Below are 20,821 nucleotides of genomic sequence, written 5' to 3'. Positions count from 1 at the left end.
TTTTGTCCGGGGCGCCTATCGCGGCCCCGATTCTGCGATAATCCGGCGATTGTGCCGACCGCCCGTCGCGGCCACCGCAGACCCGATGCTTCACATCCGCAATTTCTCGATCATCGCTCACGTCGATCACGGCAAATCCACGCTCGCCGACCGCATCATCCAGCTGTGTGGAGGACTGACCGCGCGCGAGATGGAAGCGCAGGTGCTCGACAACAATCCGATCGAGCGCGAGCGCGGCATCACGATCAAGGCGCAGTCGGTGTCGCTGCCGTACAAGGCGCGCGACGGCCAGACCTATCAGCTCAACTTCATCGACACGCCCGGCCACGTCGATTTCAGCTACGAGGTCAGCCGCTCGCTCGCCGCGTGCGAGGGCGCGTTGCTGGTCGTCGACGCGGCGCAGGGCGTCGAGGCGCAATCGGTCGCCAACTGCTACACGGCGGTCGAGATGGGCCTGGAAGTCGTGCCGGTGCTGAACAAGATCGACCTGCCGACCGCCGACGTCGACAAGGTCAAGGAAGAAATCGAAGCCGTCATCGGCATCGACGCCACCGACGCGGTCGCGATCAGCGCCAAGACCGGCCTCAACGTGGTCGAGGTGCTGGAAGCCATCGTGGCGCGGATTCCGCCGCCCAAGCCGCGCGACACCGACAGGCTGCAGGCACTGATCATCGATTCCTGGTTCGACAACTACCTCGGCGTCGTCTCGCTCGTGCGCGTGATGCAGGGCGAGATCCGACCGCGCGACAAGCTGCTGGTGATGTCGACCGGGCGCGCGCACGAAGTCGATTCGGTCGGCGTGTTCACGCCCAAGCGTCTGGTCAAGGATGCACTCGGGGCGGGCGAGGTCGGCTGGGTCACCGCGTCGATCAAGGACGTGCACGGCGCGCCGGTCGGCGATACGTTGACGCACGCCGGCAAGCCGGCCGACAAGCCGCTGCCGGGTTTCCAGCAGATGCAGCCGCGCGTGTTCGCCGGCCTGTTCCCGGTCAACGCGGACGACTACCCGAGCCTGCGCGAGGCGCTCGAGAAGCTCAAGCTGAACGACGCCGCGCTGGTGTTCGAGCCGGAGTCGTCGGAGGCGATGGGCTTCGGCTTCCGCTGCGGCTTCCTCGGCCTGCTGCACATGGAGATCATCCAGGAGCGGCTCGAGCGCGAGTACGATCTGGATCTCGTCACGACCGCGCCGACGGTGATCTACGAGGTGCTGAAGACAGACGGCGAAGTGATGCCGCTCGACAATCCGGCCAAGCTGCCGCCGAGCCCGATGATCGAGGAGATCCGCGAGCCGATCATCGTCGCCAACATCCTCACGCCGCCCGACCACATCGGCAACGTGATCAAGCTGTGCGAAGAGAAGCGCGGCGTGCAGCGCTCGATCCACTACATGGCGAGCCAGGTGCAGATCAGCTACGAGCTGCCGCTGGCCGAGGTCGTGCTCGATTTCTTCGACAAACTGAAGTCGGTGTCGCGCGGCTACGCCTCGATGGACTACCACTTCGAGCGCTTCCAGGCCGCGCCGCTGGTGCGCGTCGACGTGCTGGTCAACGGCGACCGGGTCGACGCATTGAGCTTGATCCTGCACCGCTCCAGCGCGGACCGCCGCGGCCGCGAGCTGGTCGAGAAGATGAAGGAACTGATTCCGCGCCAGCAGTTCGACGTCGCCATCCAGGCGGCGATCGGCGCGCAGATCGTCGCGCGCTCGACGGTCAAGGCGCTGCGCAAGAACGTGCTGGCCAAATGCTACGGCGGCGACATCACGCGCAAGCGCAAGCTGCTGGAGAAGCAGAAGGAAGGCAAGAAGCGCATGAAGCAGGTCGGCAGCGTGGAGATTCCGCAGGAAGCGTTCCTCGCTGTGTTGCAGATGGACAAATAGAAAGGCCGGGGTTCGGGATTCGGGATTCGGGATTGAATAGGGAGCAAAGCCGCTCTCCCAATCTCCAATCCCGAATCTCCAATCCCGGCTCCGAAGGAGCCCCGATGGACTTTGATTTCGCGTTGCTGCTGGTCGTGCTGACCGCCGTTTCCGGCGTGGTCTGGCTGCTCGATCGCCTGTTCCTGGCGAAGGCGCGCGCGCAGCGTGCGCAGGCGTTCGAGTCGATGGCGGCGCTGTCGCAGGAGGAGCGCGACGCGCGTTCGCGCAATGCGTTGCGCGAGCCGGTCGCGGTGGAATACGCGCGCTCGTTCTTCCCGGTGCTGTTCGTGATCCTGCTGTTCCGCTCGTTCATCGCCGAGCCGTTCAAGATTCCGTCCGGTTCGATGATGCCGACCCTGCTGGTCGGCGACTTCATCCTGGTCAACAAGTTCGCCTACGGCTTGCGTCTGCCGGTGCTGAACAAGAAGGTCCTCGACGTCGGCTCGCCCAGGCGCGGCGACGTGTTCGTGTTCCGCTATCCCGAGAACCCGAAAGAGGACTACATCAAGCGCGTGATCGGCCTGCCGGGCGACGAGATCACCTATCGCAACAAGGTGCTGTACGTGAACGGCCAGGAGATCGCGGAAACCCCGCTCGGCCCGTACGTGGGTCCGGGCGAGTCGGGCCGCAGCATGGCCAGCGCCCAGGTCAAGCTGGAGAAGCTCGGCGACGTCGAGCACCGCATCATGGAGTTCCCGCAGGCCTATATCGGCCACGAGGGCACCTGGAAGGTGCCGCCGGGGCACTATTTCGCGATGGGCGACAACCGCGACAACAGCCAGGACAGCCGCTTCTGGGGCTTCGTGCCGGAGCAGAATCTGGTCGGGCGCGCGTTCGTGATCTGGATGAATTTAGATAACGGCATCGACTTCAGCCGCATCGGCACGCTGATAAAGTAGCGCCGGCATCCACAGAGGGGAGGGCGTATGGTCGGTCAAAAGAGGATCGGGGGCATCACGCTGATCGGTTTCGTCATCGTGCTGTGCGTGGCCGGGTTCTTCGCGTACATGGCGATGCGACTGGTGCCGATGTACACCGAGTATTTCGGCGTGGTGAAGTCGATGGAGCAGTTGCGCAAGGAACCCGGTATTGCGCAAAAATCGCTCGAGGAAATCCGACGCGATCTCAGCCTGAAGTTCGACACGCAGTACGTCGACTACGACAGCGTGCCGCCGTCCGCGATCCAGCTCGTACGCCAGGGCGGCGGAGCGACGCTGCGCATCGCCTACGAGAAGCGCGTGCCGTTCATCTACAACCTCGAACTGGTCGGCAAGTTCGACAAGTCGGTCAATCTCAGCAGTACCGGTGACGACTGATCCCGTACTAGGACACGCCTTCGTCGACGCGACGCTGCTCGAGCGCGCGCTGACGCATCGCAGCGCCGGCCACCTCAACAATGAACGCCTCGAGTTTCTCGGCGACGCGCTGCTGAATCTGTTCGTCGCCGAGCTGGTCTACGAACAGTATCCGCGCGCCGACGAGGGGGAGATGACGCGCCTGCGCGCTGCGCTCGTCAACGGCGCCGCATTGGCCGAGCTGGCGCGCGCGGAGGAGCTCGGCGACCGGCTGCATCTCGGGCCCGGGGAACTGAAGAGCGGCGGTTTCCGGCGCGAATCGATCCTCGCCGACGCGTTCGAGGCCGTGCTCGCCGCGATCTACGTCGATTCCGGCTGGTCCGCCTGTCGCGATACGGTGCGGCGCCTGTTCGCCACACGCGTCGCGGCCGGTGCGAACACGCCGAAGGACGCCAAGACGCGCCTGCAGGAACTGCTGCAATCGCGCAACCTGCCGCTGCCGGCCTACGAGCTCGTCGGCAGCTGGGGCGAGGAACACGCGCGGATCTTCGAGGCGGTGTGTCGCATCGACAGCGCCGACATCCTCACGCGCGGCAGCGCGTCGAGCCGCCGTGCCGCCGAACAGATCGCCGCCGAACAGGCGTTGACGCAGCTCGAACGGAGTTTTTCCGATGAATGAGACCACGGCGCACCGCTTCGGCCGCGTCGCCCTGCTCGGCCGGCCGAACGTCGGCAAGTCGACCCTACTGAACGCGCTGCTCGGCACGCGCCTCAGCATCGTCACGCCGAAACCGCAGACGACGCGGCATCGCATCCTCGGCGTCGTCACGCGCGCCGACGCGCAGGTCGTGTTCCTCGACACGCCCGGACTGCACCAGGACGGCAAGCGCGGGCTGAACCGCCAGCTCAATCGCGTCGCGCGACAGGCGCCGGACGAGGCGGACGTGCTCGTGCACGTCGTCGACGGAACGCGCTGGCGCGAGGAAGACGAGGCGGTCTGGCAGCTCGTCGCGCCGCGTGCGGCCGCGTGCCTGCTGGTGATCAACAAGGTCGACAAGCTCGCCGACAAGGCGGCGCTGCTGCCGTTCGCCGCCGAGACCACGCGCGAACGCGGCTATGCCGGTGTGCATTTCGTCGCGGCGCGCCGCGGCGACGGCGTGCCGGCCTTGCTCGACGATCTCGTCGCGCGATTGCCGGAAGGCGAGGCGGAGTACGCCGAGGACGAATACACCGACCGCAGCGAGCGTTTCCTGGTCGCCGAACTGATCCGCGAACAGCTGATGCTGCAGCTCGCCGCCGAGCTGCCGTACGCGACCACGGTGGAGATCGAGCGCTTCGAGGACGGTGCCGACATCACCCGCATCGGCGCCGTGATCTGGGTCGAGCGCGACGGACAGAAGGGCATCGTGATCGGTGCCGGCGGCGCGCAGCTGAAGAAGATCGGCAGCGCGGCGCGGCGGGCGATCGAAGCGGTGCTCGAGCGCCGGGTGTTCCTCGAACTGTGGGTGCGCGTGCGCGAATCGTGGAGTGACGACGCGGCGGCGCTGAAACAGTTCGGCTATTCGGAGTGAAGGAGCCGGGATTCGGGATTGGGGATTCGGGATTGGATCGACCATCCCTAGCCGGTAGCCGCTTGTGCGTGCGGCGCCCCCTTTCCAAATCCACGATCTCCAATCCCGGTTCTCCATGCGCATCGAGCAGCAGCCAGCCTACATCCTGCACGCGCGGCCGTATCGCGAAACCTCGCTGCTGATCGAGACCTACACGCGCGACCACGGTCGCGTCGGACTGGTCGCGCGCGGCGTCCGGCGTGAACGCAGCCGCCTGCCGCGCGGAGTGCTGCAACCCTTGCAGCCGCTGCTGCTCGACTGGATCGCGCGCGGCGAATTGGGCACCCTGGCCGGCGCCGAAGTCGCCGGCGCGCCGATCGCCCTCGCGGGCGACGACCTGCTCGCGGCGATCTACGTCAACGAACTCGTACTGCGCCTCGGCGGACGCAACGATCCGCACGTCGGCGCGTTCGCCGCCTACGCCCTGTGCCTGGCTCGGCTGGCGGAAGAATCCTCGGCGGCGTGGACCCTGCGCCGTTTCGAGCGCGATTTCCTCGCCGACCTCGGCTACGCGCTGGCGCTGACCTATGCCGCGGACGGCGGGCCGATCGAGGCCGATGCCGACTATGCCTACGATCCCGACGCCGGCGCGTTCGCCTGGCGCACGGGAACGCGCTGGCCGCAGGTGCGCGGCGCCGCGCTGCTGGCGCTGGCGCGCGACGAGCGCCCGACCGCGGACGAACTCGCGCAACTGCGGCGCCTCGTGCGCGCCGTGGTTCGCCACCTGCTCGGCGGCGACCTGAATGCGTGGACGATGACGGTGCGGCCGGCCGCGGATCGACGCGACTGAATCAGGCCAGCAGCGCGCGGACTTGCGTGCAGATGCGCAGGAATCGGGCGACGGCGTGGTCCGGCCAGTCGACTTCCTGCAGCGCCGTGCGCAGCGAAGCGCTCGCTTCGCCGAGCGCCGGCGCGCCGCAGAAGCCGGCGGAGGCGTCGAGCTTGTGCAGGCGTTGGCGCAGCGCGTCCGCGTCGCGTGCGGCCGCGATCGCCGCCATTTCCGAAGGCAGCGCGTCGAGTTCGGCGGCGAGCAGGCCGCGCAAGGCGCTCACGATCGTCGCATCGCCGCCGGCCGCGGCCAGCGCGCGCGCGTCGTCGAGCGCCGGGGCGGGGTCGGGCGGCGCCGGCTCGATCGAATGGCGTGCCAAGGCGGCGCGCAGTTCGGCCACCGTCAGCGGTTTGTGCAGCACGTCGACGAAGCCGGCGGCGAGCAGGTCGGCGTCGATCCGCGCTTCGGCAGCGGCGGTGGTCGCGATCGCGACCGCACGCCGCGAGAGGCCCGCGCCGGCGCGCAGCCGGGCCAGCACCTCGGCGCCGTCGAGTCCGGGCATGCGTGCGTCGAGCAGCAGCACCTCGAAGCGCGACGCATTCGCGCGCCGCAGCGCGTCGGCACCGTCGGTCGCCATCTCGGCGACGCAGCCGAGTGTGCGCAGCGCCTCGGCGAAGAAGTGCAGGCTGAGCGGATTGTCGTCGGCGACGAGGACGCGCGGCATGGCACCCGGGATCGGAAACGCAATGACTGGCAGAATGGCCGCCGATGCGCACTTCGTCAATGCGAGCCCGATGGACGACCGCCGCTCTCGCCGTGCTGGCGCTGGCGCCCTGCGTCGCGTCGGCGCGCACGTTGACGCTGGCGGCGGCCAGCGTGCGCAACCCCGAAGCGAATTTGCGCGATCTGCGCGTCCGCGTCGTCGAACAGGACGGGACGGCCTCGGTCCTGATCGATGCGGCCGAGTTCGCCGCGCCGCGGCTCGGCCTCGCCGGACGTGTGGAATGGCGCTGCGAGATCCGCCGCGACGCGCAGTCGCGCCGCTGCGCAGGGCCCGTCGTCCTGCACGGCGAACGCGGCGCGCAGGATGCCGACCTCAAGCTGAATCTCGCCGAGAAACAGGTTGAACTGAGATTGAAGCGCGACGCCGCGCAAGTCGTCGTGACGATTCCCTTCGCGGCCGACCAGCCGTACGCGGCTTCGCTGCAGCAGGTGCCTGCCGCCTGGCTGAAGGCGCCGCTGGCGCACAGCTGGCGCAACGGCGAGCTGCGCAGCGGCTCGTTCGACGTGCAGGCCGACGTACAGAGCGACGGCCGCGTCGAGGCGACCTACGCCGTCGCCGGTCTCGACTTCAACAGCGGCGACGGCACTGTGGCGGGCAGCGGACTCGCCGCTTCGGGGCGGTTGCGGACGGCCCCCGACGGCGAAGACCTGCATCTGGTGGTCGACGCGGATCTGCGTGGCGGAAACCTGCGGCTCGGCGAACTGCGCGTCGCCTTGCCCGCGACGTCGGTGACCGCGAACCTCGACGCGCGGATGCGTGCCGACGGACGCTGGGACATCGCGCAGTTCGGCTGGAACGACGCCGACACTCTCGTATTCGACGCCAGCGGCGCGCTCGAGCCGGCCGCGATGGCGCCGCTCGCCGCGCTCGACGTCCGTCTGCAGCGTGCCGTCCTACCGCTCGCGGCGCAGCGCTACGCGCGTGAGGTGCTCGCCGCGCAGGGCTACTCGACGCTCGCGCTGAAAGGCGAACTGTCCGGTGAATTCGCCATCGACCGCGACGGCGCGCGCCATGTCGCGTTGACCACCAGCGGGCTCGACGTCGACGACGGTGCCGGCCACGTCGCGCGCGGCATCCGCGGCGGCATCGATTGGGCGCCGTCCGGCGAACGGCCGCCGGCGACGCTGGCCTGGAAATCCGTGCGCGTGGCCGACTGGGTGATACCGGCGACGAGTGCGCGGTGGCAGTCGCGCGACGGCGCGCTGCATCTGGTCGGCGAGCTGCGCACGAAGCTGCTCGGCGGCGAGGTGAAACTCGCGCGCACGGTGCTGCATCCGTTGGTCAACGACGGTGAGCGTCTGGCGACGCGGTTCGCCATGCGCGGCCTGGGCTACGACAGCGCCGACGGCACGCTCGGCGCGGCGCACGTCGTCGCCGACGGCGAGCTGCGCGTTTCCGGCACGAACGCGGAGCCTCGCGTCCGGCTCGAGGCGAACCTGCTCGGCGGCGAGGCGCTGGCCGGTGCCGTCTACGTCAAGCTGCCGGCGACGCCGGTCAAGGCGATGCTCGACGCCGGCTGGGACGGCCAGTCGCTGAGCCTGCAATCGTTCGACTGGAGCGACCCCGGCACGCTCGAATTCAGCGCGCGCGGCGACATCGTGCCGACGGACGAGCGCCCGTTGCGCGCCTTGCAGGTCGACCTGCGCGAGGCGCGGATCGGTCCGGCACTCGATCGCTACGCGCGCAGCTGGCTGGCCTCGAAGGGTTATCCCGAGCTCAGCGGCGAGGGCAGCTTCACAGGTTCCCTGCATTTCGACGCCGACGGCGTGCAAGGCTTCGGCTTCGATGCCCGCGGCGCGAGCGTGCGCGACGGCGGCGGCCGCTTCGCCTTCGACGGCATCGACGGCGGCATCGGCTGGGCCTATCGCGGCGAGATGCCGGCGACGACGCTGGCGTGGCGCTCGATGGAATTGTTCAAGATTCCGTTCGGCGCGGCGACGGCGAGCTTCGAATCGCGACGCAGCGCGATCGTGCTGGCGCAGCCGGTGAAGGTCGGCGTGCTCGGCGGCCAGCTCAGTCTGGAGAAACTCAGTCTTTTGCCGAGATCGCCGCGCGGCGACCGCTACGCCGGTTCGTTCGCGGTCATCGGCCTCGACATGTCGCAGATTTCGGCTGCGTTCGGCTGGCCGAAATTTCCTGGCAGTCTGTCGGGCGGCATTCCGGAAATCGAATTCTCCGGCGACACGATCGAGTTCCGCGGCGGCCTGGACCTGTACGTGTTCGACGGCCACCTCGGCGTCAGCGGCCTGACGCTGGAGCGGCCGTTCGGCGTCGCGCCGTCGCTCGGCGCGAACATCCATTTCGAGAACTTCGATCTCGAGCAGTTCACCAGCGCGTTCTCGCTCGGCGGCATGAGCGGGCGCCTGTTCGGCACGATCGACGGCCTGCGCCTGGTCGATTGGAGTCCGGTCGCACTCGATGCCTGGCTGCGTACGAAGGACGGCGGGCGCCTGAGCTACAAGGCGGTCAACGACATCACCTCGCTCGGCGGTGGCGGCGGGCTGTCGAGCAATCTGCAGACGATGGCGCTGAAGGTCTTCGACACCTTCGGCTACAGCCGCTTCGGTCTGCGTTGCCGGCTGACCAAGGAAGTCTGCCTGATGGGCGGCATCGACCCGTTGCCGGACGTGCCGACGACGCCGGATTCGGCCGCCGATCGCTACACTATCATCGAGGGTTCGGGCGTCCCGCGCCTCGACGTCGTCGGTCACCGCCGCCGCGTCGACTGGCCGACGCTGGTCCGCCGCGTGCGCGAGTCGATGCAGGGCGACGGGCCGGTGGTGAAGTAAACCGAAACCGAGGCAGGCTTTTTTTCGGGTAGTCAAGTAAGCCGACAGCGAAGCCAAGCTGTTCATTGAAAAGTCGAGCGAATCGACATCGATGGCAGGCTGTTCATTGAAAAGTGCGGCCATGGATGGCCGCTTTGTCTCCCGCGTTCAAGGACGAACGCAAAAACAACGGAGCGGTCATGAGAAAGCTTTTCGCCGGAGTCGCAACCTTCACCGCGCTGGCATTGCTCGCGGCCTGCGTGACGATCAACGTCTACTTCCCCGAGGCGGCGGCGGACAAGGCGGCCGAGCAGTTCGTCGACAAGGTGCTCGACACGCCGGCGCAGAGCACGCCGCCGGCGAACGAGCCGCAGCAACCGCCGCCGGGCAAGTCGCCGGGCGCGATGCTGCTCGACTTCCTCGTGCCGAGCGCCTACGCCCAACAGGCCAACATCAACATCCAGACGCCGCAGATCCAGGCGATCCAGGCGCGCATGCAGCAGCGCTTCGCCTCGATCCTGTCGAAGTACTTCGCCAGCGGCGCGATCGGCTTCACCAAGGACGGCCTCGTCGCCGTGCGCGACGCGGCCGCCGTGCCGCTGCCGGAGCGGCCGGCCTTGAACACCGCGGTCGCCGACGAGAACCGCGATCGCCAGGCCGTCTACCGCGAGATCGCGGTCGCCAACGGCCAGCCCGGCTGGGAAGCGCAGATTCGCAGCACCTTCGCCAAGCAGTGGGTGCAGCAGGCGAAGCCGGGTTGGTACTACCAGGATGCCGGCGGGGCGTGGAAGCAGAAGTGACGTTCCAGTAGGCGGCGGGATCGTAAAGAGACATGATCAACAGAGAACACAATCCAGCCGAATGGGTGCTGTTTCTCTACGAATTGAAAGATGCGCATGAGCATCTCGGCAGTTTGTTGAACAGCCTTTCAGAGCACGCAGACTACACGGAAGAGGAATTCAGGATTGACCTCGGCCATGTTTACGCGCATCTCAATCGTGCGTGGTACCGGCGGAATGCAAAGGGTGACATCCTCGATGCCGAATGGGACACTGCGTCCCAGTTCCCTGGCGACATCGAGCCGATCGGCTGATTCCTAACGCTGCCGAATCGCTCGAACAGTTCAACAACTCCTCCAGATGACGCCCACCCACAGGGTGGGCGTCGCGTTTTCAGCATGCAAACTTCCGAAGTCGACATCACCGATCTCTCCCACGACGGCCGCGGCGTCGCGCGCATCGACGGCAAGACCGTCTTCGTCGCCGGCGCCTTGCCGGGCGAGCGCGTGCGCATCCGCACGGTCAAGCGCAGCCGCAATTTCGACGAGGCGAAAGTCGAAGAACTGCTCACGCGCGCGCCCACGCGCGTCGAACCGCGCTGCGTGCATTTCGGCACCTGCAGTGGCTGCTCGTTGCAGCACCTCGCGCCGGCCGAACAGATCGTCGCCAAACAGCGCGTGCTGGCGGAGAATTTCGAGCGCATCGGCAAGGTCGCGCCGGCGCGCTGGTTCGATCCGCTGGTCGACGAGCCGTGGGGCTACCGGCGCAAGGGCCGGTTGTCGGTGAAGTGGGTCGCGAAGAAGGACAAGGTCCTGGTCGGCTTCCGCGAAGACAATCCGCGCTTCGTCGCCGATCTGTCGATCTGCCATACGCTGCTGCCGCAGGTCGGCGAGCGCCTCGCCGCGCTGGGCGAACTGGTCGGCTCGCTCGAGGCGAAGGCGCAGATCGCGCAGATCGAGATCGCCGCCGGCGACGACGCCGTCGCGCTGACGTTCCGCAATCTGCAGCCGCTGTCCGAAGCCGACCGTGCGGCGCTGACCGCGTTCGGCCAGGCGCATTCGATCGCGATCCTGCTGCAGCCCGGCGGGCCGGACAGCGTCACGCCGCTGTGGCCGGACAGCGTGCCGCTGTCGTTCCGCATTCCCGAATCGGACATCGACATCGCGTTCCGCCCGCTCGACTTCATCCAGGTCAACGCCGGCATGAACCGACGCATGATCGCGCGCGCGCTGGATCTGCTCGATCCGCAGCCGGAGGACAGCGTGCTGGATCTGTTCTGCGGACTCGGCAATTTCACCTTGCCGATCGCGCGGCGCGCCGGCAGCGTGGTCGGCGTCGAAGGCGAGGCGGCCCTGGTCGCGCGCTCGCGCGAGAACGCGACGCGTAATGGCTTGGCGAACACCGAATTCTTCGCCGCCGACCTCGCTGCGGATCAGCGCGGCACGCCGTGGGCGGCGCGCAGCTACAGCAAGCTGCTGCTCGACCCGCCGCGCTCCGGCGCCGCCGCCGTGCTCGACTACCTGCCGCGCAAGGACGCGCAGCGCATCGTCTACGTGTCCTGCCACCCCGGTTCGCTCGCGCGCGACGCCGGCGTGCTGGTCGAACGCCACGGCTTCCGCCTCGAGGCGGCCGGCGTGATGGACATGTTCCCGCACACGGCGCACGTCGAATCGATCGCGCTGTTCGAGCGCTGAGACGTTCAAAAGCGGTTTCTCGCAGAGGCGCAGAGATGCGCAGAGATGCGCAGAGGAAACCAGAAAGAATCTTTGCTTTCTCTGCGTATCTCTGCGCCTCTGCGAGATACGCTTCTCACTCACCTTATCGATGCAGACCCACATGCCCATCGAAATCGAGCGCAAGTTCCTCGTGGTCGGCGATGCCTGGCGCGAGAAGGTTTCGCGCAGCGAGCGGATGATGCAGGGCTACCTGGCCGGACCGCCGGCGGCGCGTTGCTCGGTCCGCGTACGCATCGGCGGCGCGGCGGCGTTCCTGAACATCAAGTCGGCCACGCCGGGCGTGCAGCGCGACGAGTACGAATACGCGATCCCCACCGAGGATGCGCAGCGCCTGCTGCGCACCTTGGCCGGTGATGTGGTCGAGAAGGTTCGTCATTACGTCGAGGTCGACGGCCACACGTTCGAAATCGACGAATTCGCCGGCGACAACGCCGGCCTGATCGTCGCCGAACTCGAACTCGACCGCGTCGACGAGCCGTTTCCGCGCCCGGGCTGGCTGGGACGCGAAGTCAGCGAGCTCGTGCGCTATTACAATCTGCATCTCGCCGCGCATCCGTACTCGCGCTGGAGCGACGAGGAACGTAACGCGGATGACGCGCACTGAGGTCACCCTGAAGACATGTTGATCATCGGAATTCCCGGCAAAACCCTCGGCGACGCCGAGCTCGCGCAGCTCGCCGCGCCGCACGTCAGCGGCGTGATCCTGTTCGCGCGCAATTTCGACAGCCGCGACCAGGTCACCGCGCTGATCGACGACATCCGCAATGCGCGACCGGAGCCGTTCCTGGTCTGCGTCGACCAGGAAGGCGGCATGGTGCAGCGCTTCCGCGACGGTTTCACGCGGTTGCCGCCGCTGCTGCGCATCGGCGAGCTGTACGCGCGCGATCCGGCCGCGGCGATCCGGCGCGCCGAGGAGCACGCCTGGCTGATGGCGAGCGAGATGCGCGCGATCGGCATCGATCTCAGCTTCGCGCCGGTCACCGATCTGGCGCGCGGCAACCGCGCGATCGGCACGCGCGCGTTCGACGCCGATCCGCAGGTCGCCTCGGAACTCGTGCAGGCGTACCTGCGCGGCATGCATCTGGGCGGCATGGCGGCGACGCTGAAGCATTTCCCCGGCCACGGCTCGGTCGCCGAGGACACGCATTTCGACGCCGCGAACGACCCTCGCACGCTGGACGAACTGCGCACCAGCGATCTGATCCCGTTCGCCGACGGCATCGCCGCCGGCGCCGAGGCGGTGATGATGGCGCACGTGACCTATCCGGCGGTGGATTCGCGCGCGGCCGGCTATTCACGCCTCTGGATCGAGGACGTGCTGCGCGGCGAGCTCGGCTTCCGCGGCCTGGTCATCGGCGACGACATCGGCATGGCCGCGGCCGAGTCGGTCGGCGGCATCCAGGAGCGCATCCAGGCGCACCTCGCCGCGGGCTGCGACCTGCTGCTGGCGTGCAGCCCGGCGATCGTGCCCGAGTCGATCGCCGCCAGCGCCGGCCTGCCGCCGTGCGATCCGCAGCGTCTCGCGACTCTGCAAGGCATGGTCGCGCAGACCTGGGACAAACTGGTCGCCAACCCGCAGCGCGACGAATTCATCGCGAGCGTGACCGCGCTCGACACCGCGACGGAGCCCGCATGACCCCCGAACTTTCCGTCGCGCTCGCGCGCGCCGACTGCGTCCACGAAGAACCGGCCTTGAAGGCCGCGATCGCCCGTCTCGGCGACGAGATCGACGTCGCGCTGGACGGCCAGGAGGCCGTGTTCGTCACGGTCATGCAGGGCGCGCTGCCGTTCGCCGGGCAGCTGGCGACCGCGATCCGTTCGCCGCTGCTGTTCGACTACGTGCACGCGACGCGCTACCGCGGCACGACCAGCGGCGGCGGGCTGACCTGGGTCAAGCGGCCGTCGACCGCACTGGCCGGCAAGACCGTGCTGCTGGTCGACGACATCCTCGACGAGGGCCACACGCTGAAGGCGATCCGCGATTTCTGCATGGAGGAGGGCGCCGCGCGCGTGCTGCTCGCGGTGCTGTGCGAGAAGCGCCACGACCGCTGCGTGCCCGGGCTCGCCGCCGATTTCGTCGGCGTCGAGGTGCCCGACCTGTACGTGTTCGGCTACGGCATGGACTACCACGAGCAGGGACGCAACCTGCCGGCGATCTACGCCATGCGGGACTAGCACGGCGCGATCCAGACGTCTGCTTTGGAAGCGTTTCTCGCGGAGGCGCAGAGGCGCAGAGAGAAGACCGAAACTGGAGTAGTGCTTTTCCTCCGCGACCTCTGCGTCTGTGCGAGAAAAGCTTTTTTCACGGCACGAGTCGCTCAGATCGAGTGCCGAAGGCAGCTACGACGGAACATCCCACACAGGCAGACACCATGAGCATCGACCTGGCCGTCATCGGCGGCACCGGCTTGTACAAGTTCCCCGGCCTCGAGGACGTCGAGCGCTACGCCAGCGACACGCCGTACGGGCATCCGTCGGACGCCGTCGTGCTCGGGCGGGTCGGCGGCCATCGCGTCGCCTTCCTGGCGCGCCACGGCGAAGGGCACACGATTCCGCCGCATCGCGTGAACTACCGCGCCAACCTGTGGGCGCTGCACGACCTCGGCGCGCGCCGCGTGATCGGCGTCAATGCGGTCGGCGGCATCCGCGACGACATGGGACCGCGCGTGCTGGCCGTGCCGGATCAGATCATCGACTACACGTACGACCGCCTGACCAGTTTCTGCGACGTCGCCGGCGCCGAGGTCAAGCACATCGACTTCAGCGAGCCGTACTCGGCCGGCTTGCGCGGCGACCTGCTCAATGCCGCCGCGCGCGTCGGCATCGCCGTGATCGACGGCGGCTGCTACGGAGCGACCCAGGGACCGCGCCTGGAGACGCGCGCCGAGATCGCGCGGCTGCGCCGCGACGGCTGCGACCTGGTCGGCATGACCGGCATGCCCGAAGCCGCGCTCGCGCGCGAGCTCGAACTCGACTACGCCTGCATCGCCCTGGTCGCCAACTGGGCGGCCGGCTGCGGCGACGAGGCCGAGATCAGCCTGCCGGAGATCTTCGCCAACCTCGAGGCGGCGACCCAGCAGGTGCCGAAGATCGTCGCCTCGTTGCTGGCGGGCTGAGTCCGGACGGGATTCAAGGAGCGGATCGGACCTGTTTCACGTCCCCATTCATTCCCGCTTGATTTTTAAAGTTAATTAATAGTTATATTGGACCGTGCAGCCGCGTACGGTCCGCGGTACTCGCGTCCTAAGACCTCGACTGCACGCATTCCACGGCAAGGGGTTTCATCGATGCTTACCGGTACAGTGAAATGGTTTAACGATGCCAAGGGGTTCGGGTTCATTGCGCCCGAAAGTGGCGGGGAGGACGTATTCGTTCACTACTCGGCCATCAATTCACAAGGATTTCGAACGCTGCAGCAAGGGCAGCGCGTCAATTTCGAGATCGTCCAGGGCCCCAAGGGCCAGCAGGCGTCGGGCGTACAGCCGGTCAAATAAGACGATCGTACGAAGCATCACCTAGCCCCGCATCCGGCGGGGTTTTTTTTGGAATAATTTAGAAAGTCCATTGCGGACGGCGCGGGCGGATCTTCCGGAAAAACCGCGACCTCGGCGCGCTCGGCCTCGCCGACGTACCGACCGGGACCGCCGCGCAGCCGCCGTTACCGCCCCGTTACCGCGGCGTTCCCGCCGCGTGCCGACTCCCGCGCCGCGCATCCGTAGTATCGCGCGCCTCGAATCATCCCTATTGGAGTCATTCCGGTGCTTCATCCGATCCTTCGTCCTCGCTACGCCCTGCTGGCCGCCGCCCTGGCTGCTCCGTTCGCGACCGCTGCCGATTGGCGCGTGGTCGGGAATTCGCGCAATCCGGAGATCGTCCTGCCGCAGCTGCCGCCGGTCAGCGAGAACTACCGCATCGAGAGCATGACCATGGCCGATCGCGGCCCGCCGCTGCTGAGCTTCGCGCGCACGCGGTCGAGCCTGCCGAACGAGGACTGGGTGGAGAAGGGCGGCCAGATGCTGCCGATCGCGCGCGCCGGCAGCAACGACGCGACCGGTCCCGGACGCACGGGCGCCGAGGCCGGCGACGTGTTCCTCAACATCCAGGCCGATCGCGACGGCTTCGGCACCAACCATCGCGTGTTCGCCGCGATCGCCGGCGCGCCGGGTTCGTCCGGCAATCCGCAGAGCGTCTGGCGCTGGGACGGCACGCGCAACGTCGAGATCGCGCGCAACGGCGTCGGCTCGGAAAGCGCGCTCGGCCCGGGCCTGCCGGCCGGCTGGACGTTCTACACGCTCAAGCCGTTCGGCTCGTTCCGCGACATCGACGCGCGTGCGCTGCCACACGGCGAGGCGGTGATGAGCGTGCAGATCAACGGCAACGGCGCCGGCAACCTTCGCGACGCCGTCATCCGCCATCGTCCGGGTTCTGGCAACCAGGCCTGCCTGTTCGCCTACGACGCCGGGCCGGACTGGGCGCCCGACGTCAACGGCATCGGCGTGTTCGCCAGCGGCGCCGGCCCCGACATGCTGGCGGTCAGCCCGCGCGGCGAAATCTATTCGGTGGCCGGCACCACCGGCGTGGAGAACGTCCCGGGCAGCGCGCGCGCCGGCATCTGGCGGCTGTGCGACGGCTCGCCGCGCGCCGTGGCGCTGACCGGCGACAGCGGCGCGCTGGGACCGGGCATGGGCGGGTCGGCCGTCTTCACCACCCTCTATTCGCTGCTGGCGACCGGCCGGCCCGGCGAGGTGCTGTTCACCGCCAAAGGGCAGGCCGATTCCGGCGAGTTCTTCGGCCTGTTCCGCCACGCGCCCGACGGCAGCCACGCGCCGGTGCTGCTGCGCGGCACGGAAGGCGCCCTCGGACCGAACCTGCCGGGCTGGGTGTTCAAGGACATCGACACCTCCTATCAGGTCCGCTCGGCCGGCCGCTACGGCGCGATGAAAGCCTGGGTCAGCTCCGTCGCCAATCCGCAGCAGAGCATGCGCGGCCTCTGGCGCATCACGCCGGAAGGGGGCGCGACGCCGGTCGCCCTGCTCGGCGACACCGGCGCCTACGCGCCGGCGGCGGGCCGCACCTGGACCGAGTTCTACCGCTTCTCGGTGTTCGACAACGGCGACATCGCGGTCTTCGCCGAGGTCAGCAATCCGGGCGAAAGCTCGATCTGGCGCCTGAGTCCGGGAAAACCGCCGCAGAAGGTGCTCGGCTACGGCACGATGGTCGACGTGCCGACCGCAAGCGGCGTCGTGCAGGCGCCGGTCAGCATGATCTACTCGATTCAGACCACCGGCGTTGCCTCGCCGGGCGACGACGACGTGTTCAACGCCTCCGGCTTCGCGCTGCAGAGCGTCGAGCTGCAGGGCTACGCCAACAGCGTGCTGGTGCGCGGCAACGCCTCCGATCGCATCTTCGCCGACGGCTTGGGCTACGAGTGAGTCCCGCGCGACGCGTCGACTCGCGTCGGCGCGTCGCTTCCACCGCGCAACTCGTGTAGTGCCGCGGCGAAATCCGCAGCCTGCGCGCCGGCGTCGCAGAGGCGCTCCAGCATCGCCGCGCGCAGCGACGCACGGCGCGTGCGCAGCACGGCGGCCTCGGATGCGATCGCCACGGCGCGTTCGACGTAGTCGTCGCGGTCGCGCGCGATCCATTCCTCGCGGCCCAGTCGCCACAGCAGACTCGCGCTTTGCCGGCTGACGAACGTCTCGCCGGGCAGCGCGAGCGTCGGCACGCCCATCCACAGCGCGTCGCAGGTCGTCGTGCAGCCGGAGAACGGAAACGGATCGAGCGCGACGTCGACGCGGCGATAGGCCTCGAGCAGGTCGGCGTACGCGCGCCGGCCGTGCAATCGCAGGCGTTCCGGCGCGATGTCGTGGCGGGCGAAGCGCGCGGAGGTGTACTCGCGCGTGGCCGCGTCGTCGAGCAGGCGCGTGCCGAGTTCGAGTTCCGCCTGCGGCACGCGTCGCAGGATCTCCGCCCAGGTCGCGACGACCGCGTCGTTGAGCTTGGCCAGCCGGTTGAACGAGGCGAAACGCACGCGGCCGTCGCCGCCGTAGTCGGCCGGCGGCGAGGATCGCGGCGGCGTGTAGCAGAAGCGTCCGCTCGGCAGTCTCAGCAGGCGTTCGCTGTAGCGTTGGCCGGAGTCTTCCGGCGTGAGCCAGCGATCGCTGATCCAGGCGTCCATTGCCGGCGACGCGGTGGTGTCGAACCAGTCGAGCCAGGAAATCTGCAGCGGCGCGACGCGTTGCGCGACGACGCGCGCACGGTTCCAGGTCGAATGGCCGGCGAGATCGATCAGCACGTCGAGGTCGAGATCGCGCAGGCGCCGCAGCAGCGCCTCGTCGTCGAGTCCGCTGGCCTCGATCCAGTCGTCGGCGAGCGCGTGCAGCCGGCCTGCCGTGGCGTCGCGCGAAGGCTGCAACGCGATCAGCAGATGACGATGGCGCGTGCGATCGAACGCATCGAGCAGGCCGCCGAGAAAGGTCGCCACCGGCCCTTCGTCGAACCTCGGCGACAGCCAGCCGACGCGCAAGGTCGACGCGCCGCCGCGCCGGGGAACGAACGGCGCGCCGAACGCGGACAGATGGCGCTGCGCGAAATCGCGATGAGCGGCATAGAGGCGCTCGTTATCCTGGTGCGGGTCGTAGTGCATCAGCACCAGATGCCGCGCCGCCGTGTCCGCGTTCGGTTCGCGCAGCAGTTCGCGGTACTGCGCGAGGCCGGCTTCGACGTCGCCGCGGTCGATCAATGCCGTCGCCAGCACTTCGCGCGGCGCACGCGCCTGCGGTCGCAGGGCGAGCGCGCGTTCGCTCCAGTGTACGGCGGCGCCGAGCGCGCCGCGGGTGTGCGAGGCCTCGGCCAGCGCGAGCAGGCTGGCGTAGTCCTGCGGATGACGCTGCACGCGCGCGTGCAGCAGATCCGAGTGCTGCGGCCAGGCTTGGGCACGGGCGAAGTCGCCGAGCGCGCCACCGAATTCCGCGCCGGCGTCGAGCAGGCCCGGATCACGGGCGAGGGCGAGCGCTTCGTCCGCCCGTCGCTCGTGCAGCAGTGCGCGGATCAGTGCGCAGCGGGCGAGCAGTCGCTGCGGCTCTCGCCGCAGCACCTCGGCGAGTTCGTGCGCCGCTTCGGCGGAGCGCTCGCAGAAGAGCAGGGCGAGACCGAGCAGCAGGCGTGCCGGAACGCTCGCCTTGTCCAAGGCGAGCGCGTCGCGCGCAGCGAGGATCGCCTCGTCCGGCTGCCCGGCGGCGAGCAAGGCTTCGCAGCGGCGGAGCGCGTCGGAGAAGTCGGTCCGCGCGGCGGAAGGCGGCAGGGATCGGGTCACGCGCGGAAGATAGCGCAACGCGCCAGGTCTTCACTTCTTCGGCGGCGGGAGAAGGGAAGGTCGGGCTCCCTCACGTCGCGAACTGCAACCGCGCCAGCTCCGCATACAAGCCGCCCTCGCGCACCAGCTCTGCATGCGTGCCCTGCGCGACGATGCGCCCGGCGTCCATCACGACGATGCGATCGGCGCGCTGCACGGTGGCCAGGCGATGCGCGATGACCAGCGTCGTGCGGCCGTGCATCAGGCGTTCCAGCGCCTGCTGGACGAGATGTTCCGATTGCGCGTCGAGGCTCGAGGTCGCCTCGTCGAGCAGCAGCACCGGCGCGTCGCGCAGCAAGGCGCGCGCGATCGCGACGCGCTGCTGCTGGCCGCCGGACAGGCGCACGCCGCGTTCGCCGAGATAGGTGTCGTAGCGCTCCGGCAGCGCGTCGAGGAAATCGTGCGCCTCGGCCGCGCGCGCGGCGGCGAGGATCTGTTCGCGCGTCGCGTCGCTGCGGCCGAAGCCGATGTTGTCGGCGGCGCTGGCGCCGAACAGCACCGGATCCTGCGGCACCAGCGCGAACGCGCCGCGCAGGTCCGGCAGGGCGAGCGCGGCGAGATCGACGCCGTCCAGCGTGATGCGGCCGGACTGCGGATCGTGGAAGCGCAGCAGCAACTGGAACACCGTGCTCTTGCCGGCGCCGGACGGACCGACCAGGGCCACGGTCTGGCCGGGTTCGACGGCGAGCGTGAAATCGTGCAGCGCGGCGCGATCGGGGCGCGAGGGATAGCGGAATTCGACGCCGTCGAAGCGGATCGCGCCGCGCACCGGCTGCGGCAACGCGTGCGGCGCGGCCGGCGTGCGGATCTCGGCCTGCGTGTCGAGCAGTTCGCCGATGCGGCCGAGCGCGCCGGCCGCGCGCAGGATTTCGCCCCACACTTCGGTCAGCGCGCCGACCGAGCCGGCGACGAGCACCGCGTAGAGCACGAACTGGCCGAGCACGCCGGCGGCCATGCTGCCGCCGATGACCGCCTGCGCGCCGGCCCACAGCACGGCCGTGATGGCGCCGAAGGTGAGCAGGATCACCAGTGCGGTCAGCGTGCCGGTCATCGCGATGCGCTTCTTCGCCGTCGCCAGCGCGCGCGCGACCGCGCCGGCGTAGCGCGCCGATTCCTGCGGCTCGCGCGTGTACGCCTGCACGGTGTGCATCGCGTTCAGCGCCTCGCTGGCGGTGGCCGAGGTGTCGGCGATGCGGTCCTGGCTCTCGCGCGAGAGGCGCGAGACGCGACGGCCGAACACCACGATCGGCAGGATCACCGCCGGAATCACCAGTGCGGTGAAGCCGGCCAGGCGCGGGCTGGTCGCGACCATCGCGACCGCGCCGCCGATCAGCGTGACCAGGCTGCGCACCGCCACCGACAAGGTCGAGCCGACCACGGTCTGCACCAGCTCGGTGTCGGCTGCCAGGCGCGAGACCAGCTCGCCGCTGCGCGTGCGCTCGAAGAAGGCCTGGTCCAGCGTGAGCAGATGATCGTACAGGCGCCGGCGCAGATCGGCGGCGACGCGCTCGCCGAGCAGGCTGACGAAGAAGAAGCGCGCCGCGGTGGCGATGGCGAGTACGGCGGCGACGCCGAACAGGCCGAGGAAACTGGCGTTGATCGCCGCCGCGTTGGCTTCGCTGAAGCCGCGATCGATCATCACGCGCACGGCCTGCGGCAGGGTCAGGGTCGCGGCCGAGGAGAGGGCGAGGAAGCCGAGCCAGCCGGCGATCAGACCGCGGTACGGCTTCAGGTACGGCAGCAGCCGCGTGAACGAACGCAGGCGGCGCGGCGCCTCGGCGGATTTCTCGGTCGTTGCGGCGCGGGTCATC

General features: G+C 68.8%; 19 protein-coding genes. 16 read left to right on the top strand and 3 right to left on the bottom strand.

From position 1 onward, the window contains the following. The first annotated feature begins 85 nt into the window (after positions 1-85). The 6 genes from lepA to recO all read left to right on the top strand — a co-directional run bounded on the left by lepA (position 86) and on the right by recO (position 5,610). Positions 86-1,876 (top strand): translation elongation factor 4, encoded by a 1,791-nt coding sequence (gene lepA, locus J7520_RS11225; RefSeq protein ID WP_291188149.1) that lies wholly within the window; start codon positions 86-88, stop codon positions 1,874-1,876. A gap of 104 nt (positions 1,877-1,980) precedes the next feature. Next, positions 1,981-2,814: a signal peptidase I gene (gene lepB, locus J7520_RS11220; RefSeq protein WP_291188146.1), complete on the top strand. Its 834-nt coding sequence runs from the start codon at positions 1,981-1,983 to the stop codon at positions 2,812-2,814. A gap of 27 nt (positions 2,815-2,841) precedes the next feature. Then, positions 2,842-3,231: a DUF4845 domain-containing protein gene (locus J7520_RS11215; protein WP_291188144.1), complete on the top strand. Its 390-nt coding sequence runs from the start codon at positions 2,842-2,844 to the stop codon at positions 3,229-3,231. Next, positions 3,221-3,889, top strand: coding sequence for a ribonuclease III (gene rnc / locus J7520_RS11210; RefSeq protein WP_291188141.1), 669 nt, complete (start codon positions 3,221-3,223; stop codon positions 3,887-3,889). The genes J7520_RS11215 and rnc overlap by 11 nt, the downstream gene beginning before the upstream one ends. After that, the gene (gene era, locus J7520_RS11205) at positions 3,882-4,781 is read left to right on the top strand and encodes a GTPase Era (protein ID WP_291188138.1); all 900 of its coding nucleotides are present in this window, start codon (positions 3,882-3,884) and stop codon (positions 4,779-4,781) included. The genes rnc and era overlap by 8 nt, the downstream gene beginning before the upstream one ends. A 115-nt stretch (positions 4,782-4,896) precedes the next feature. Continuing rightward, positions 4,897-5,610 carry a DNA repair protein RecO gene (gene recO / locus J7520_RS11200; protein WP_291188135.1) on the top strand — a complete coding sequence of 238 codons (714 nt, stop codon included), beginning with the start codon at positions 4,897-4,899 and terminating at the stop codon, positions 5,608-5,610. Position 5,611: 1 nt separating this feature from the next. Here the strand turns inward: recO and J7520_RS11195 are convergent, their stop codons facing one another. Then, complete coding sequence (locus tag J7520_RS11195) at positions 5,612-6,313, bottom strand: response regulator (RefSeq protein WP_291188133.1); 702 nt, start codon at positions 6,311-6,313, stop codon at positions 5,612-5,614. 59 nt (positions 6,314-6,372) lie between these two features. Between J7520_RS11195 and J7520_RS11190 the strand changes: the two genes are divergently transcribed. From J7520_RS11190 to J7520_RS11145, 10 genes are all read left to right on the top strand, one after another. Next, complete coding sequence (locus tag J7520_RS11190; protein ID WP_291188130.1) at positions 6,373-9,162, top strand: hypothetical protein; 2,790 nt, start codon at positions 6,373-6,375, stop codon at positions 9,160-9,162. A 179-nt stretch (positions 9,163-9,341) separates the two neighbouring features. After that, a complete protein-coding gene (locus J7520_RS11185; RefSeq protein ID WP_291188127.1) occupies positions 9,342-9,941 on the top strand; it encodes a DUF1318 domain-containing protein in 600 nt (199 codons plus the stop codon). A gap of 32 nt (positions 9,942-9,973) precedes the next feature. Beyond that, a complete protein-coding gene (locus tag J7520_RS11180; protein ID WP_291188125.1) occupies positions 9,974-10,234 on the top strand; it encodes a hypothetical protein in 261 nt (86 codons plus the stop codon). Positions 10,235-10,243: 9 nt separating this feature from the next. After that, a complete protein-coding gene (rlmD, locus tag J7520_RS11175) occupies positions 10,244-11,614 on the top strand; it encodes a 23S rRNA (uracil(1939)-C(5))-methyltransferase RlmD (RefSeq protein WP_291188557.1) in 1,371 nt (456 codons plus the stop codon). 142 nt (positions 11,615-11,756) lie between these two features. Next, positions 11,757-12,260 (top strand): CYTH domain-containing protein, encoded by a 504-nt coding sequence (locus tag J7520_RS11170; protein WP_291188122.1) that lies wholly within the window; start codon positions 11,757-11,759, stop codon positions 12,258-12,260. Positions 12,261-12,275: 15 nt separating this feature from the next. Continuing rightward, a complete protein-coding gene (gene nagZ / locus J7520_RS11165; protein ID WP_291188119.1) occupies positions 12,276-13,292 on the top strand; it encodes a beta-N-acetylhexosaminidase in 1,017 nt (338 codons plus the stop codon). Next, complete coding sequence (locus tag J7520_RS11160) at positions 13,289-13,831, top strand: hypoxanthine-guanine phosphoribosyltransferase (RefSeq protein WP_291188117.1); 543 nt, start codon at positions 13,289-13,291, stop codon at positions 13,829-13,831. Before nagZ ends, J7520_RS11160 begins: the two co-directional genes overlap by 4 nt. A 197-nt stretch (positions 13,832-14,028) precedes the next feature. After that, positions 14,029-14,772: an S-methyl-5'-thioinosine phosphorylase gene (locus tag J7520_RS11155; protein WP_291188113.1), complete on the top strand. Its 744-nt coding sequence runs from the start codon at positions 14,029-14,031 to the stop codon at positions 14,770-14,772. 171 nt (positions 14,773-14,943) lie between these two features. After that, the gene (locus J7520_RS11150; protein ID WP_291188110.1) at positions 14,944-15,150 is read left to right on the top strand and encodes a cold-shock protein; all 207 of its coding nucleotides are present in this window, start codon (positions 14,944-14,946) and stop codon (positions 15,148-15,150) included. Between the two features lie 264 nt (positions 15,151-15,414). After that, entirely contained in the window at positions 15,415-17,088 is a 1,674-nt protein-coding gene (locus J7520_RS11145; RefSeq protein WP_291188107.1) for a hypothetical protein, read from the top strand. Here the strand turns inward: J7520_RS11145 and J7520_RS11140 are convergent. Beyond that, positions 17,079-18,971, bottom strand: a complete 1,893-nt coding sequence (locus J7520_RS11140) for a hypothetical protein (RefSeq protein ID WP_291188105.1) — start codon at positions 18,969-18,971, stop codon at positions 17,079-17,081. The genes J7520_RS11145 and J7520_RS11140 overlap by 10 nt on opposite strands. A gap of 70 nt (positions 18,972-19,041) precedes the next feature. Then, positions 19,042-20,820 carry an ABC transporter transmembrane domain-containing protein gene (locus J7520_RS11135; RefSeq protein ID WP_291188102.1) on the bottom strand — a complete coding sequence of 593 codons (1,779 nt, stop codon included), beginning with the start codon at positions 20,818-20,820 and terminating at the stop codon, positions 19,042-19,044. Between the last annotated feature and the right edge of the window lies 1 nt (position 20,821).

It is taken from the genome of Dokdonella sp. (genome assembly GCF_017744955.1).
GTDB lineage: Bacteria > Pseudomonadota > Gammaproteobacteria > Xanthomonadales > Rhodanobacteraceae > Dokdonella_A.
The sequence above is the reverse complement of the archived record's forward strand: the minus strand, read 5'-3'. Positions and strand labels throughout refer to the sequence as shown.